Source organism: Actinocorallia aurea (genome assembly GCF_054783995.1).
This window is the reverse complement of record NZ_BAAGPQ010000002.1, coordinates 831,666-846,560: the sequence shown is the minus strand read 5'-3', so window position 1 is coordinate 846,560 and position 14,895 is coordinate 831,666. Positions and strand designations below refer to the sequence as shown.

At 72.7% G+C, this 14,895-nt stretch carries 8 protein-coding genes; 6 read left to right on the top strand and 2 right to left on the bottom strand.

Translation table 11 applies throughout. The features are described from left to right. Positions 1-7: 7 nt before the first annotated feature. Entirely contained in the window at positions 8-1,087 is a 1,080-nt protein-coding gene (gene ychF, locus ACYVOM_RS04105; protein WP_460301844.1) for a redox-regulated ATPase YchF, read from the top strand. Positions 1,088-1,495: 408 nt separating this feature from the next. Here ychF and ACYVOM_RS04100 read toward each other — a convergent pair whose 3' ends face one another. Together ACYVOM_RS04100 and ACYVOM_RS04095 are read right to left on the bottom strand one after the other, a co-directional pair. After that, positions 1,496-2,827, bottom strand: a complete 1,332-nt coding sequence (locus tag ACYVOM_RS04100) for an ABC transporter permease (protein ID WP_460301843.1) — start codon at positions 2,825-2,827, stop codon at positions 1,496-1,498. A 3-nt stretch (positions 2,828-2,830) separates the two neighbouring features. After that, positions 2,831-3,589 (bottom strand): ABC transporter ATP-binding protein, encoded by a 759-nt coding sequence (locus ACYVOM_RS04095; RefSeq protein ID WP_460301842.1) that lies wholly within the window; start codon positions 3,587-3,589, stop codon positions 2,831-2,833. 702 nt (positions 3,590-4,291) lie between these two features. Here ACYVOM_RS04095 and ACYVOM_RS04090 point away from each other — a divergent pair. From ACYVOM_RS04090 to ACYVOM_RS04070, 5 genes are read left to right on the top strand one after another with little or no spacing between them, the layout of a single operon-like run. Next, positions 4,292-5,248 (top strand): conjugal transfer protein, encoded by a 957-nt coding sequence (locus ACYVOM_RS04090; RefSeq protein WP_460301841.1) that lies wholly within the window; start codon positions 4,292-4,294, stop codon positions 5,246-5,248. A 16-nt stretch (positions 5,249-5,264) separates the two neighbouring features. Then, the gene (locus ACYVOM_RS04085) at positions 5,265-5,549 is read left to right on the top strand and encodes a hypothetical protein (RefSeq protein ID WP_123670204.1); all 285 of its coding nucleotides are present in this window, start codon (positions 5,265-5,267) and stop codon (positions 5,547-5,549) included. Between the two features lie 46 nt (positions 5,550-5,595). Then, the gene (locus ACYVOM_RS04080; RefSeq protein WP_460301840.1) at positions 5,596-10,311 is read left to right on the top strand and encodes a TcpE family conjugal transfer membrane protein; all 4,716 of its coding nucleotides are present in this window, start codon (positions 5,596-5,598) and stop codon (positions 10,309-10,311) included. Beyond that, on the top strand, positions 10,308-12,773 hold the full coding sequence (locus ACYVOM_RS04075; protein WP_460301839.1) for an ATP-binding protein: 2,466 nt from the start codon (positions 10,308-10,310) through the stop codon (positions 12,771-12,773). Before ACYVOM_RS04080 ends, ACYVOM_RS04075 begins: the two co-directional genes overlap by 4 nt. Then, entirely contained in the window at positions 12,770-14,893 is a 2,124-nt protein-coding gene (locus ACYVOM_RS04070; protein WP_460301838.1) for a type IV secretion system protein, read from the top strand. Before ACYVOM_RS04075 ends, ACYVOM_RS04070 begins: the two co-directional genes overlap by 4 nt. Positions 14,894-14,895 lie beyond the last annotated feature (2 nt).

Below are 14,895 nucleotides of genomic sequence, written 5' to 3'. Positions count from 1 at the left end.
CGCTGACGTGAGCCTTTCGATCGGGATCGTCGGACTGCCCAACGTCGGCAAGTCCACGCTGTTCAACGCCCTGACCAAGAACGACGCGCTGGCCGCGAACTACCCGTTCGCCACCATCGAGCCGAACGTGGGCGTCGTCGGCGTGCCCGACGCCCGGCTCGGCAAGCTCGCCGAGGTGTTCGGCTCGGCCAAGATCCTGCCCGCGACGATCGAGTTCGTCGACATCGCCGGGATCGTCAAGGGCGCGTCCGAGGGGCAGGGCCTGGGCAACAAGTTCCTCGCCAACATCCGCGACACCGACGCGATCTGCCAGGTGATCCGGGCCTTCAACGACCCCGACGTCACCCACGTCGACGGCGACACCGACCCGCTGCGCGACATCGAGACGATCAACACCGAGCTGATCCTCGCCGACCTCCAGACCATCGAGCGGGCGCTGCCCCGCCTCGAGAAGGAGGTCAAGCTCAAGAAGGACAAGGACGCCCCGGTCCTTCTGGAGGCCGTCAAGGCCGCCGAGGCGAAGCTGAACGAGGGCGTCACCGTCTTCGCGTCCGGCATCGACCGCGCCCTCCTGCGCGAACTGCACCTGCTGACGGCCAAGCCGTTCCTGTACGTCTTCAACCTCGACGACGACGAGCTCGGCGACGACGCCCTCAAGGCCAAGCTCCGCGACATGGTCGCCCCCGCCGAGGCGATCTTCCTGAGCGCCAAGATCGAGTCCGAGCTGATCGAGCTGCCCGACGACGAGGCCCTCGAACTCCTCCAGTCGATGGGCCAGGACGAGTCGGGCCTCGCCCAGCTCGTCCGCGTCGGCTTCGACACCCTGGGCCTGCAGACCTACCTCACGGCAGGCCCCAAGGAGACCCGCGCCTGGACCATCAAGAAGGGCGCCACCGCCCCCGAGGCCGCAGGCGTCATCCACTCCGACTTCCAGCGCGGCTTCATCAAGGCCGAGATCGTCTCCTTCGCCGACCTCATCGCCGAAGGCTCCATCCCCGCCGCCCGCTCCGCCGGCAAAGCCCGCATGGAGGGCAAGGACTACATCATGCAAGACGGCGACGTAGTCGAATTCCGCTTCAACGTCTAACCGTGATCTCGGGCGCTCACAGCACTCGCTGAGCAGCCCCAGCCCACGACCCGAACGGCCCGGACGCTCTTCTGAGCTGTCCGGGCCGTTTCGTCGTTTTCGGAGTGCGTGCCGACCCGGTGCCGACCGGGGGATTTCTCCGAGAAGAAGCCGCATCCGGCAGGCCGAGTCCGGCGGCGTGGTCGCCGAAGCGCAGGAGGCCTCGGACAAGGTTCTTGTGGCCGTGCGGGACGGGCGGCCTGTCCGCAGTCCCTCAGGGCTCGGACCAGACCCGTGTGTGCCGTGTCTCCGGCTGGAGCCGCACTGACAGTCGCGAACGCGCGTGGGCGGCGTTTTTCCGGGGCGTCCGGGATGGGTGCGACCCCGGCCTGGGGTGGTCGGGGTCGGGGAGGGGTGTTGCGCGCGGGGTTAGAGGGATGTGGCGGTCAGGGGAGGTTGGTGGAGGAGGCGGCGGGTGATGAGGAGGGGGGTGGCGAGGGTGACGGTGATGGTGAGCAGGGTGGTGAGGGCAGGAAGGGTGGGGGAGAAGGAGGGGATCCAGGAGTCGGTGCGGGCGTAGGCGAAGGGGAGGACTGTGGCGGCGGCGGCCAGGAGGCCGAGGAGGGTTCCGGCCAGGGCCAGCGCGGAGGATTCGAGGGCGACCATGCGCAGCACTTGTCGGGGGGTGGCCCCGGCCAGGCGGAGCTGGGCGAACTCGCGGCGGCGGCCGGCGGTGGAGGTGGCGAGGGTGTTGACGAGGAGGATGCAGAGGAACGCGCCGACCATGCCGGTGATGACGTAGTTGAGCGTCTTGACGAGATCCGCGCCTTCCTCGGGAAGCATGCCCGCGGACGCCCTGCCGTCCACGTCCTGGAGGAGGAGGGTGCCGACGGCCATGCCGAGGAACAGCACGACGGGGGCGAGCGCGGAGGAGAGGTGGCCGCTGCGTGCCCCCAGGTTGCCGCGCGCGAGGTGGGCCGCGGCTCCGGAGCCGGGCACGCTCAGCAGCCGCACCAGCGCCGGCGCGAAGCAGGCGAGCGCGATGGCGGCGAGGATGTCGATGTAGCCGGCGAGCGCCTGCGCCTCGACGCCCAGATCCGGGCCGAACACGAGCGTCGCCGCGAACAGCGCCGCGGCCGCGGCGAGCAGGAGCACGCCGGAGATCGTCCGCAGGACGGTCAGCCGGGCGGCGGGGGCCGCGGCCTCGGCCATGGACTCCACGACCCGCACGCCGCCCGCCCGGCGCGCGGCGAGGAAGGCGGCGCCCATCGCCGACAGCAGTGTGATCCCGAAGCCCTGGCCCAGTGCGACGGGACCGAAGGCGTGCTCGATGCCCTCGGCCGCCTGGCCGCTGTCCTGGATGAGCCCCAGCAGCGCGCGTCCGCCGAAGTAGCCGACGGGGACGGCGAGCGCGCCCGCCACGACCGCCAGCAGCAGCGCCTCGATGAGGATCATCCGGGTGATCTGGCCGGGGACCGCGCCCGCGCTCCTGAGCAGGGCGATCTCCCGCGCCCGCTGCCGGACGCCGAGCGTCGTGGTGGTGACGGCCGCGAAGCCGACGAGCAGGAGGCTCCACCCGCCGACCACCCCGCCCATGATCGAGAGGGTCTCGGCGCTGTCGGCGTCCAGGCCGGGCGCGCTGCCGGTGTCGAGCAGCGAGCCGAAGGACATGACGAGCGCGGCGCCGAGGAACAGCGCGAGGAACGCGGCGACGAAGGCCGACGCGCGGTGGCGCAGGGAGGAGAGCGCGATCCGGAGCATCGGTCACTCACCCGCCCGCACGGCGTCGCGCACCACGTCGTCGCCGAGCCGGGTCAGCCGTTCGGCGACGGCGTCGGGGGTCGGGTCGGCCATCCGCCCGACGAGCCTGCCGTCGGCGAGGAACAGCACCGAGTCGGCGTAAGCGGCCGCGACGGGGTCGTGGGTCACCATGACGACGGTTCTGCCGTACAGGCGCACGGCCTGCTGGAGAAGCCTCAGCACCTCACGGGCGCCCCTCAGGTCGAGTGCCCCCGTGGGCTCGTCGGCGAAGAGGACGGACGGCTCGGCCACCAGGGCGCGGGCGATCGCCGTGCGCTGCTGCTGCCCGCCGGACAGGTCCGGCGGCCGGTGGCCGATCCGGTCGCCGAGACCGACCCGGCCCAGGATCTCGATCGCGCGGGCCTCGTCGGGCCGCTTCCCGGCCAGGCGGAGCGGCAGCGTCACGTTGTCCAGGACGGTGAGTGACGGCAGCAGGTTGAACTGCTGGAAGACGAAGCCGATGTGCTCGCGGCGGAACCGGGTGAGCGCGGTCTCGTCGCCCGACATCTCCCGGCCCGCGACGAGGACACGGCCCGACGTCGGCCGGTCGAGGCCCGCGGCGCACTGGAGGAGGGTGGACTTGCCGGAGCCCGACGGGCCCATGACGGCGGTGAAGGTGCCGGACGCGAGGGCGAGGGAGACATCGGAGAGGGCGACGACGCCGGTCTTGTCGTCGCCGTGGACTTTGCGCAGCCGTTCGAGCCGCAGGATCTCGGTGGTCATGGCGGAAGCGTCGCGGCCCGCGCTGACCGTGCGCTGACGGTGGGCTGACCGTGCCCCTCCGCGGTCGGTCAGCCCACCGCGCCGACGGCCCTCCGGGGTGGAGGAGGGCCGTCGAGGGGGAGGTCTCGCAGGTCCACCGCAGGGACGCCGTCGCAGGGGACGGCCTGCGGACATCGGGCGCCTCCCAGGAAGGGGGCGGCTTTCGGTCCGTTGGCGGGTGGCCCGTCGATACTTCGTGTTTGCCTGCCGTTCACGCAATCACCGCCACATCATGTGTCGGCGGCCATCCGATAACACATCGGTCACTTCGCTTTTCGGTCGAGATTCCCGCCGGGCGTCGGCGCGGAAATCGGCGAAGGCGCCGGGAATTGCGTCCGGACGCCCTCGGCCACGCGCGGTGTGTGCCCGTGCGCATGGGGTGTCGTGGAGTTGTCCACAGGGCGTTCGGTGCGGTGACGGAAAGTGTGTGAGGCTTGTTTCGGCGGCGCGGATCGAGACCGGGTCGGTATGGGATGTGGAGGTTTGTCGTGGTCGGGTGTGGTCGGAGTGAGATGTGGGGCGTAGTGCGACATGCTAAGCGCGCGCCGAGACTGGGCATTCTGAGCTGTAGCTGGAACAATTCCCACGCGTGGCTAGGCTTGAGGCCACGGGAACACTGGGAGCGCGCCGATCGGGGCTCAGGCGCATTAGGCGGAGGCGTGCATGGCTCGCAAGTCGGCTGTGGAGGAAGGGCCCGATGTCGGCTCGGCCGCGCTCGACGAAGCTTGGGACGTGCCGCGTCAGCGCACGAAGAAGTCGTGGGGCGGCGGGGGCGGCCGCTGGTGGATCTGGATCGGCAGGGCGCTGCTGTGGGCGTTCGTCCTCGTCGTCGTGGTCAACGGCATCCGCGCGCCGTTCGAGCGCTTCACCGCCGAGACCCCCGTGGTGCAGGAGACCGGCGAGAAGGCGCCCGGCTTCCCCGTGGACGCGGGCTCGTCCTTCGCGCTCCAGTTCGCGGAGGTGTACCTGAACTACGACGCCTCGTCCGCCGGAACCCGTCAGGAGCGGCTCGCGCGCTTCGTGCCCGAGGGCACCGACACCCAGCTCGGATGGAACGGTCTCGGGCAGCTGTCGGCCGAGCAGCTCCAGGTCTACGCGGTGCAGGTGCGCGACGACCACAACGCCTCGGTGGAGATCACGGCCCGGCTCGGCGAGCGCTGGATCAGGCTCGCGGTGCCCGTCTACGCCGAGGGCGGCAGGTTCGTGGTGCCCGGGCTGCCCGCGCTGCTGGAGGCGCCGGCCAAGGCCCAGCTGCCGCAGGCCCCCGCCTATGAGCACGACACCGGGCTCGAGGCGAAGCTGCAGACGGACCTCACCGGGTTCTTCGAGGCGTACGCGCAGAGCAACACGGTGAACCTCGACCGATACGCCGAGGGCGGCCGCGTCATCACCGGGCTCGATTCCGCCGTCGTCTTCGGCGCGATCGTGGAGGTCGACGCGCCGGTCGGCGACGCGGACGAGCGGAAGATCACCGTCACCGTCCAGTGGCGGATCCCGCCCACCGAGGCGAGGGGCGAGGAGAGTCTGCTGCCGCAGACCTATGAGCTGACCGTGGTGAAGGGCGACGGCGACCAGTGGAACGTACGCTCGATCCGCGGCACAGTGCTGAGCGGGTCCTAGAAATGAGGTCGTAGTGCTGTTCCACCACCTGGCGGCGGCTCTCCCCTGGGAGACGCTGGCAGCGCCCGAAGACGGGTTGAACACCGAGGATCTGGCCACCTGGCTGCGGAACCTCTTCGGTCCGCTGTTCCTGGTCATCGTCTCGATCGTCGCGCTGTTCTTCCTCTTCACCAGGGAGATCACCCGGTTCGCGCAGTTCATCCTGCTCGCGATCGGGATCGGCATCATCTTCTATGTGCCGAACATCATCGAGGTGACGGCCAAGGCCATAGCCACGGCCCTGGGCGTCGATCTGAACTAGGAGGAAGCGAGAGGACCGGACGGCCGATCAGCGAGGGGAGCGGCGCATGGATCTGCCCACGTACACCAACGTCTGGAGCATCGAGAAGCGGCTGTACAAGCTGTACGACCTGCGGCTGCCGATGCCGCTGCCGCTGGTCACCATCGGCGTGTACGCGGGATCGTTCCTGCCGTGGATCGTTCTGCTCCAGTTGCTCGGCGTTCCCTTCGGCGCGCCCTGGCACGTGCTGTACCTGGTGCCGCCCGGCCTCGTCGCGTGGCTGGCGACCCGTCCCGTCATCGAGGGCAAGCGGCTCAACGAACTGCTCCAGTCGCAGCTGCGCTACCTGTCCGAGCCGCGCACCTGGTGTCGGCTCACGCCGCTGCGCGAGCCGCAGCGGGTCGTCGTCGTCGCTCGGGTGTGGCGCTCGCCGGAGCAGGCCGCGCCCACCCTGGAACGCGTCCTCGCCCGGCGGCCCGCCGCCGCGCCGGCAACGGCCGCCGCCTCTCCCGCGAAGGGCGCGGCCCCGCAACCGCTCGCCGAGTACGCCGCCGAACACGCGCCGGACTACGCGGCGGCCCATCAGGAGGCCGTCGCCCGGATGCAGGCGCAGATGTCGGCCCAGCACCTCGCCGGTCCCGAGGCCGTGCCCGCGCCCCGAGCCGGCGAGGACGCCGGCTCGGCCCGTCGCCGTGCCCGCGCGGGCGCCCCGGCCCGCACCACCCGCCAGGACCGGGCACTCCCGCCGCCGCACGAGCGCGGCGCCGCCGAGGAGCCCCAGCCCGCCGCCGAACGCGCCCGTGCCGTTCCAGGCCAGATCGCCGCCCGCGCCGACGACTCCGCGAGCCCCCTCACGTCCGGCCCCGCCTCCGCGGTCCCCGCTCCCCGCGCCAAGGCAGGTCCCCAGTCCCGAACGCCCGCCCCCGAGGCGTCCCCGCAGGCACCCCCCGCCGAGACCCCGAGCACCCACCCGGCAGCGCCCGCGGATTCCCCGCGCACCGTCGACGACACGGAATCCGCCGAGAGCTCCGCCGATCTCGACGGCACCTGGGCCCGCGTGGAGCAGACGGTCGAGCGCCGCCGACTCGCGAACCCCGGCACGCCCGGCACCCCGGAACACCCCGCCGAGACGGCAACGGCAGCTCCGCGACAGCCGGACACCCACCCGTCCGGCCACCGCTCCGAAGCCGCCCCCGGCACCGGCCGCCCCCTCGGCAGGACCCGCCGCGACCAGTGGCCCGCCGCACCCGCGGCCGCGACCACCGTCCCGAGCGAAGGCGCCGCCACCCCTCCCGACCGCCCTGGCCTGACAGCGCCCGCCGAAGGCCCCGCCGGGACCCGTTCTCCCGGTTCGGGTGATGGTGCCGTGGCCCCGTCCGACCGCCCCGGTCGGGCAGCGCATGCCGAAGGCCCTGGCGGGATGCGTTCCATCGGTTCGGAGGACCGTGCCGTGGCCCCGGCCGAGCGGTTCGGCCGGACGGTGCCGTCCGAAGGTGTTGGCGGAACGCCGTCCACTGGTTCGGGCGTTGGCGCCGAGGTTCCGTCTGACGGGACCGGGCGGGCGGTTCCGGCCGAAGGCCTCGGTGGCACGCAGCCCACTGGTTCAGGTGAGGGCGTGGCGCCGTCCGAGCGGTCCCGGCCGCAGGTGGCCACCGAAGGCCCCGGGACGCGTTCCACCGGTTCGGGGGACCGTGCCGTGGCCCCGTCTGAGGGGGCTGGGCGGGCGGTTCCGGCTGACGGCGTTGGTGGGGAACGGGCTGAGATCGATGTGGAGGGCCCGGCCGGCGGTGCCGGTGCGGCGCAAGGGAGCACGGTGCGGGACGACAGCGCGGAGCCTGGGGCGGGTCCCGTCGAACGAGTGGACGCGACCGCGGGCGAGGAACACGAGGTCGCTCCGGCGGTGCCGGCGCCCCGCCCCGCTCCCGCGACCCTCCCCGACTTCCCCAGCGTTCCCGCGGCCTTCGGCGCGGGCCCGACGACGGCGGAAGCCGGCCTGCCCACGGGCTCGGCCGCGGGGGAGGAGCCGACCGTAGCCCGTCCGGCCGAGACCGGACCCGATACGTCGGTGCCCGGCGACGAGCGCCCGACCGCGAACGCCGGTCAGGAATCGGGGCCCGAGGCACCGACCGCCGCCCCGGAGTCCCTGTCCGAAGACGCGCTCAGAGGTGCCGCGCCCACGGTCGAGCAGGCGCTGCCGACCGCGCAGCGACCCGCCGCCGAGCCGCGCACGACAGACGGAACACAGCGGGACCGATCGCTTCGACAGCCAGCTCCCACTGCTCAGGACATCGCGCCCGTCGCACGGCAGTCCGCTTCCGGCATCCCCGCGCAGCCGGGCGAGACGGACTTCGAGTCCGAGGCCGCCACTGCCGGGAACGCCGCGTCCGAAGCGGGACGGGCGGTCGCCGGTGCCGGCGAGTCCGCGTTCGAGGGATCCGACGCCGGTAGGGCCGCGCCAGTCGAAGGGCGGTCAGCTTCCGACGTCGCCGCGCAGGGAAGCGGGACGGGCTCCGGCACTGGCGACGCCGGGTCCGGGACGGGGCGAGTGGTCGCAGGGGAGCCCTCGGTCGAGTCCGGTGCCGGTGGGGACGGGTTCGGGACGGGGCGTGTCGGAGTTGGGGAGGCTGTGCCTGCGGGGCAGGGGGGTTCTGGTGCCGGAGGGAAGGGCGAGGGGGCTCGGCCTGAGGGCGGGCGTGGGGAGCGGCTCGGGGAGGCTGTGCCTGTGGACGGGTGGCGGGTTCCGGAGGAGACGGGGGCCGGATCGGAGGTTGCGCCCGGGAGGAGCGCGGGTGCGGGAGACGGGCGTGAGGAAGCGGTGAAGGTGCGGGGGGCTGATTCGGTGGCGAACCGGACGGACCACCAGGTGTGGCCGCCGGTGCCGGCACCGGGACGGTCCGTGCCGCCCGCGCCTGCCACGGCACCGGACATTCCGGTGGTGGGGCGGTCTGCGGGTGCGGCGCCGCTGCCGTTCGCGGAGCCGGTGCAGGCCGGAGGCGAAGCGCCTGGCGGGTCGGTGCCCTCGGTGCCGCCCGGTGGGGAGCGTCCCGTGCCGAAGGCATGGCCGGAGCGTGTGCAGGAAGGCGACCTTCCCGTGGCCGGCGACGTAGACCGGCAGGGTGCGCCCCGGCAGCGCGCCGCCGCGCCCTCCGACCGGGCCGTGTGGCCCGCACAACCGACCTCGCCTGCACAACCGACCTCGCCTGCACAACCGACCGCGTACGCGCAGCCGACGGCGCCCGTGCAGCCGGCCCCGCCCGCACAGCCCGCCCCGTCTGGACGGGACGAGCCCGCGGCGTCGCCATGGGCGGCCTACCAGGGCGGCCGTCCCGAGAGCACCGGCCGCGTGGAAGGCCCGCTGCCGTTCGCGGATTCCATTGGCGCCGAGCAGCAGGCCGATTCCGGCCCTGCCGTCGGCGACCGGGCGCCCGAACACGCCGAGCACACGCCGGACGCCGCGCGGGGCGGGGCCGCCGAAGGCGACGAGGTCGGCGCGTCCGACGAACCGCGCACCGACCGCGGTACCGGGCCCGCCGAGCAGCCGGCCCGCCCCGGTCCGGGCGACCGTCCGGGCAGTTTCGGTGAGCGGGTGGCCCGGCCGCGCGTCACCGCGGTGGAGGGCAATGTCGGATTCGCCGCGGGAGGCGCCGCCGACCGTTCGGTGTGGCCTGGCGAGCTGCCCGAGCCCGTCCGGGGCCGTCCGGTCAAGCCGGAGCCGCCGCGGGTGATGCCGCCCGAGCGGCCCGCGGAGCCGCCGCGCGAGGTGCGCTCCTCGCCCGCCTCCCCGGTCCGGCCGCGGCCCGCGCCGACGCCGGTCCCGGCGCCGAGGCAGGTCGACCGCACGCCCGCGATCACCCCGCCCGAGCAGCCGGAGGAGCACGGCGGCGGGCTGCGCCGCCTGTTCGGCCGCGGCAACCCCATCGACCAGGACTACGCCGAGCGGCTCCAGCGGCCCTTCCAGGGCACCCGCCGGATCGTCGTGCTCGGCTGCACCGGCGGCGCGGGCCAGACCGTCACGGGCCTGATGATCGGCCACACGTTCGCGCAGTACTGCGGCGAGCCGATCGTCGCGCTCGACGTGAACCCGGGTCCCGGCGCGCTCGCCCGGCGCACCCGGATCGACACCGACGAGACCCTGACGTCGCTCATCGCCGCGGCCGACCAGATCGGCAGCCTCGGCGCGATCCGCCGCTACACCAGCCGCGCCAAGTCAGGTCTCGACGTCATCGCCCCCGGCAAGTACCCCGTCACCGCCCTGGACGACCGGGACTACGCCGAGGCGATCCGCACCCTCGACCGCTTCTACAGCGTGACGATGGTCGACGCCGCCGCCGGCGCGGTCAGCAGGGTGCTGCCGTTCGCCGACCAGATCGTGCTGGTCGCGCCCGCGAGCGCCGACGCGCCGCGCGCGGTGTCGATGACGTTCGAGTGGCTCGACGGCCACGGCTACGGCGACCTGCGGCAGCGGGCCGTCACCGTCATCAACGGGGTGAGCCGCCGCAGCCAGGCCGACGTCGAGCAGGCCGAGCAGGTGGCCCGCGGGCAGTGCCGCGCGCTCGTGCGCATCCCGTGGGACGATCACCTCAGCCTCGACAGGGCGCCGCGCAACGAGCTGAAGGCGCTGCGCCCGCCGACCCGCCGGGCCTATCTGGCGCTGACCGCGGTCGTCGCGGGCGGCTTCTCGGCCCTGCCCGAGCGCTACCGCGACAGGTACGACGACCCCTACACCGATCCTTACGGCGACCAGCACGACGACCCGCAGACCGATAAAGAGAGGGCGCAGTGAGCCGGACGAAGACGAGCCGTCTGGCCGTCCGCTACTTCGACGACAGGATCCTGCTCGCCGACCAGGCCGCGTGGGCCTACTTCCGGCTGCCGACCTTCAGCTACGAGTTCACCACGAACGAGGAGCGCGAGGCCCTCGCGACCAACCTCACGATCGCGCTCGCGGCGATCCGGATGCAGGACGCCGAGGTCCACCTGCGCATCGCGCACCGCACCTACCCGGCGGCCGAGTGGGCGCTGAAGCTCGACAAGACCAGTGACGGCGGCTCGGGCTGGCGCGCCTACCTGGAGGAGATGTACGGGCACGTCTGGGCCAAGGACTTCTGGTCCAAGGAGGTCTACCTCGGCGTCCGGCTGGGTCGGCGCGGAGCGCAGCTCCAAGGCTCGCTGGGCACCCTCCTCGGCTTCTACCGCAGGTCCGAGAAGACCCTCGGCATCACCGACGACGCGATCGAAGAGCGCGAGATCAAGCGCTGGACCGAGCAGGCCGAGCGGCTCGGCCGCGCGCTCGGCGGCGGCGCCCTGCGCGCCCGGCACGCCACGTCCCGCGAGCTGGCCTGGCTGTTCCAGCACGCGGTGACCGGGGCGCTCGCCGATCCGCCGCCGTCCGCGGTCGCCAAGCGCCGCTGGGGCGCGGGCGAGATCGAGGCGCTCATCGAGGGCGCGATCCACAACGGCAGGTCGAACCTGCGGATGGAGCAGCCCGGCGGCGAGTCCTACACCGCCTACCTGTCGTTCGCGCGCTTCCCCGACCTCATGCCGTTCCCCGACGGCGAGCCATGGCTGCACTACTGCGACTCGCTGTCGTTCCCCGTCGAGATCAGCTCCCGGATGCGGCTGATCCCGCCCGCGATGGCGTCCAAGGACGTCTCGCGCAAGCTCGCGCACGCCCGCGACATGGACGCGCACATCCGCGAGGCAGGGGCCGAGGCGCCGATCGCGCTCGCCGAGCAGATCGACGCGGCCCGGATGCTGGAGCACGGCATCACCAAGGAGCGGCTGCCGTTCGTCTACGGCTGGCACCGCCTCGTCGTCACCGCGCCGACTGAGGAGCTGCTGGTGCAGCGGGTCGACGCCGTCGTCGAGCACTACCGCGACATCGGCATCGACGTCGTCAACTCCACCGGCGACCAGTTCTCGCTGTTCAACGAGTCGCTGCCGGGCGACAGGCTGCGGCTCAACGCCTACGCCCAGCGCCAGCCGCTGCGCACCATCGCCGGCGGCATGCCGGTCGCGACCGTCGACCTCGGCGACCGCACCGACGAGAACGGCGGCGGCTGGACCGGCCCGTATGTCGGCGAGACGCTGGGCAGGGCCCGCAGCATCGTGCACTTCGACCCGCTGGTCGCCGCGGCCCGCAACCGTCCGACGGCCGTCGCCATCACCGGCGAGCCGGGCGGCGGCAAGACGACGCTCGCGCTGCTGCTGCTGTACCAGATGGCGCTGCGCGGCGTCACGATCGCCGCGATCGACCCCAAGGGCGACGCGGAGGCCCTTGTGGAGCTCCTGAAGGCCCGCGGACGCAAGGCCCGGATCCTGCCCCTCGGATCGGCGGCGCCGGGCCTGCTCGACCCGTTCAGCTTCGGCGACGACCTCGCCACCAAGCGCACCATGGCGACCGAGACGCTGCGGCTGCTGCTGCCGCGCATGTCCGAGGAGCGCGAGTCGGCGATGATCCAGGCGGTCGGCGCGGTCGCGGGCGGCGAGAAGCCGTCGCTCGGCCGGGTCGTCGACTACCTGGAGGCGGCCGACGACCCCGCGTCCAAGAACCTCGGCGCGGTCCTGCGCTCGATGTCGGAGATGAGCCTCGCGTCGCTGTGCTTCGACCCGTCGGGCGGGGAGCGCATCGACACCGCCGGATGGACCACGGTGTTCACCCTCGGCGGCCTCATCCTCCCCGACGTCACCACGGGACGCGAGGACTACTCCTACGAGCAGCGCCTCTCCGTCGCGCTCATGTACCTTGTGTCGCAGTTCGCCCGAAGACTGATGCACGGCCTCGACAGACGCCTTCCCAAGGCCATCTTCCTGGACGAGGCCTGGGCCATCACATCGACACCCGAAGGCGCCAAACTGGTGCCGGAAGTTTCGCGTATGGGCCGCTCCCGCAACACTGCGTTGATCTTGGTTTCGCAGAACGCCGGAGACCTGTTGAATGAACAGGTGACGAACTGTCTCTCGTCGGTGTTCTCGTTCAGGTCCAGCGAACGGGTGGAGGTCGGGCACGTGATGTCACTGCTCGGCGTGGAGGCGTCCGAGGAGCACATGGCGGTGCTGCGCAACCTCGGCAACGGCGAGTGCGTTTTCCGGGATCTGGACGGCCGGGCGGGCCGGATCGGTGTGGATCTGATCTCCGAGGAACTCCAGCGCTGGCTCGACACCAACCCGACCCGGCAGAAGCCGGTGCTGTCCAAGGCGGGGGCCATTTCGGCGGGGGCCGACTCAGAGGAGAACACGGGATGAGGCTCCGCCGTCGCGGAAGCACCCGCCGCAGGTCACTGTGGCTGCTGCTCTGCATGGCTTTGTTCCTGTTGGCCACACCCGCGGCGAACGCCGCTCCGACACCGCCGTGGAGCACGAACCCCAACGACGCGTGCGCACCGGCGACGTCGCCCGCCCCCGAGGCCTACGGCTCCGGGAGCGACGGCATGATCAAGCCGCCCGACTACCCGAACGACCAACTCAAGGCGACCGCCCCCGAGCAGCTCACCTACTACGACCGCTACGGCACCATGGGCCAGACCTGGTACGCGGTCGACATGGGCTGCGGCGACGCCATGTCGCTCATGGGCAACTCCGTCGCCAACACCGTGTTCACCCTGGTCCGCGCGATCGACCGAACGACGATCAGCGTCTACCAGTCGGCCGCGTCGGAGTCCCTGCTGGGCTGGCTGAAGAGCACGGTCGACGACGTCATCACCGGCATGGGCAAGACGTTCAACGCCCGCTACTGGACCCCGGTCGTCATCCTCGCGGCCATCACGCTCGCCTGGTGGGGCCTGGTCCGCAAGCGCACGTCCAAGGTGGCCGAGGGCACCATCTGGATGGTCGCGGCGATGGTCGGCCTGATGTGGCTGATCGCCCGCCCCGGCGACTTCACCACGCTCGGCACGACGGTCTCGAACGCGACGAGCACGGCCTTCAACGCCGCGCTGCCGCAGAGCAACGCGGGCACGACCTGCATCCCGACCCCCGAGGGCAAGCCCGCCGTCGACCAGGCGGAACTCGACGCGACCACCCGCAACGCCAACGGCCTGTGGGTCGCGCTCGTGTGCAAGCCGTGGCTGATGGGCGAATTCGGCACGACCGACCCCGAGGCCGAGGTCGTCAAGAAGCACGCAGACAGACTCCTGTACGCGCAGGCCGTCGACCTTCCGGAGACCTACGGGACGGCGACGCCCGACTTCGGAGCCAAGGCCGACGCCTACGAGGAGGTCGCCAAGGACCTCAAGGAGAACTACGCGGGCGTCTACCCGGTCTTCCAGGGCAAGCAGTGGACGTCGCGGCTCGCCGTCGCGTTCGGCGCGCTGTTCGCGGCGCTGGTGGCGGGCCTGCTGATCCTGGTGATCTCGGTGACGCTGATCATCGTGAAGATCGCGTTCCTGCTCCTGCTGGTGGCCGGGCCGATCTTCCTGGGGATCGGCATCCATCCGGGCATCGGCCGGGTGATCGCGGTCCGCTGGCTGGAGCTGCTGCTGTCGATGCTGCTCAAACAGGCGGCGCTCATCGGCGTTCTCGCCCTGTTGCTCTGGGCTTACGGGCTGATTCTGGGCGAGGGGCTGCCCTGGGGCCTGCAGATCATGCTGCTCGCTCTGGTGACGGGTGCGGCGTTCATCTACCGCAAGCCGTTCCAGCATCTGTTCGCCTCGGTCGGCTACTCGGCGGTCTCCCGCAACAGGTCGCAGGAGGAGCTGGAGAAGTCGATCCTCACGGTCCGCAAGAACACGCTGTCGGTCGCGCAGGGCGCGGCGGCGCCGGGCTCGGCGCTGTCGCGGCTGGTGCGACGCGAGGGCGGCGCGCCGGCGCTGGCGATCGGCGGTGAGGACGGCACGTCCGTCGGCTCCGGCGGAACGCTCACCAAGCCGCGTGCGGGCGACGGCGGCTCCGGCCGGGCCCCGGACACCGCGCCCCCGCTCAACCTGCCCACCCGGCGCGGCGGTTCCGTCGCCGCTTCCGGAGGAGGCACGGGAGGCGGCGGCACGGGAGGCGGAGGTACAGGCGGCGGCGGCACGATCCCGGCGGGCACCGGCGGCCGCGTCCGCGCGGGCGGGACGGGAGCCAAGCCGCCCGCTGCGAAGCCGCCGGCCAAGCCGCCCGCGCCGCGCAAGCTCGCGACCGCGCCCAAGCGGCCAGAGCCGGGCACGTCCCGGCCCGTGTCCTGGGGCGACCGGGGTGAGAAGGCGCGGCCGACACAGCCCAGGCAGGGCGACGTCCCCGCGCCGCGGACCCCGGGCGCGCGGCCCGCGCCGCCCGCTCCGGCGGCGCCGCGCGACCAGGCGCCCCCGCTGTGGGCGCGCAGGGTCGCCGACACCGAGCCGCCCGCCCCGTTCTGGCTGAAGCCCTCCGAACCCTCCGACGACTGACG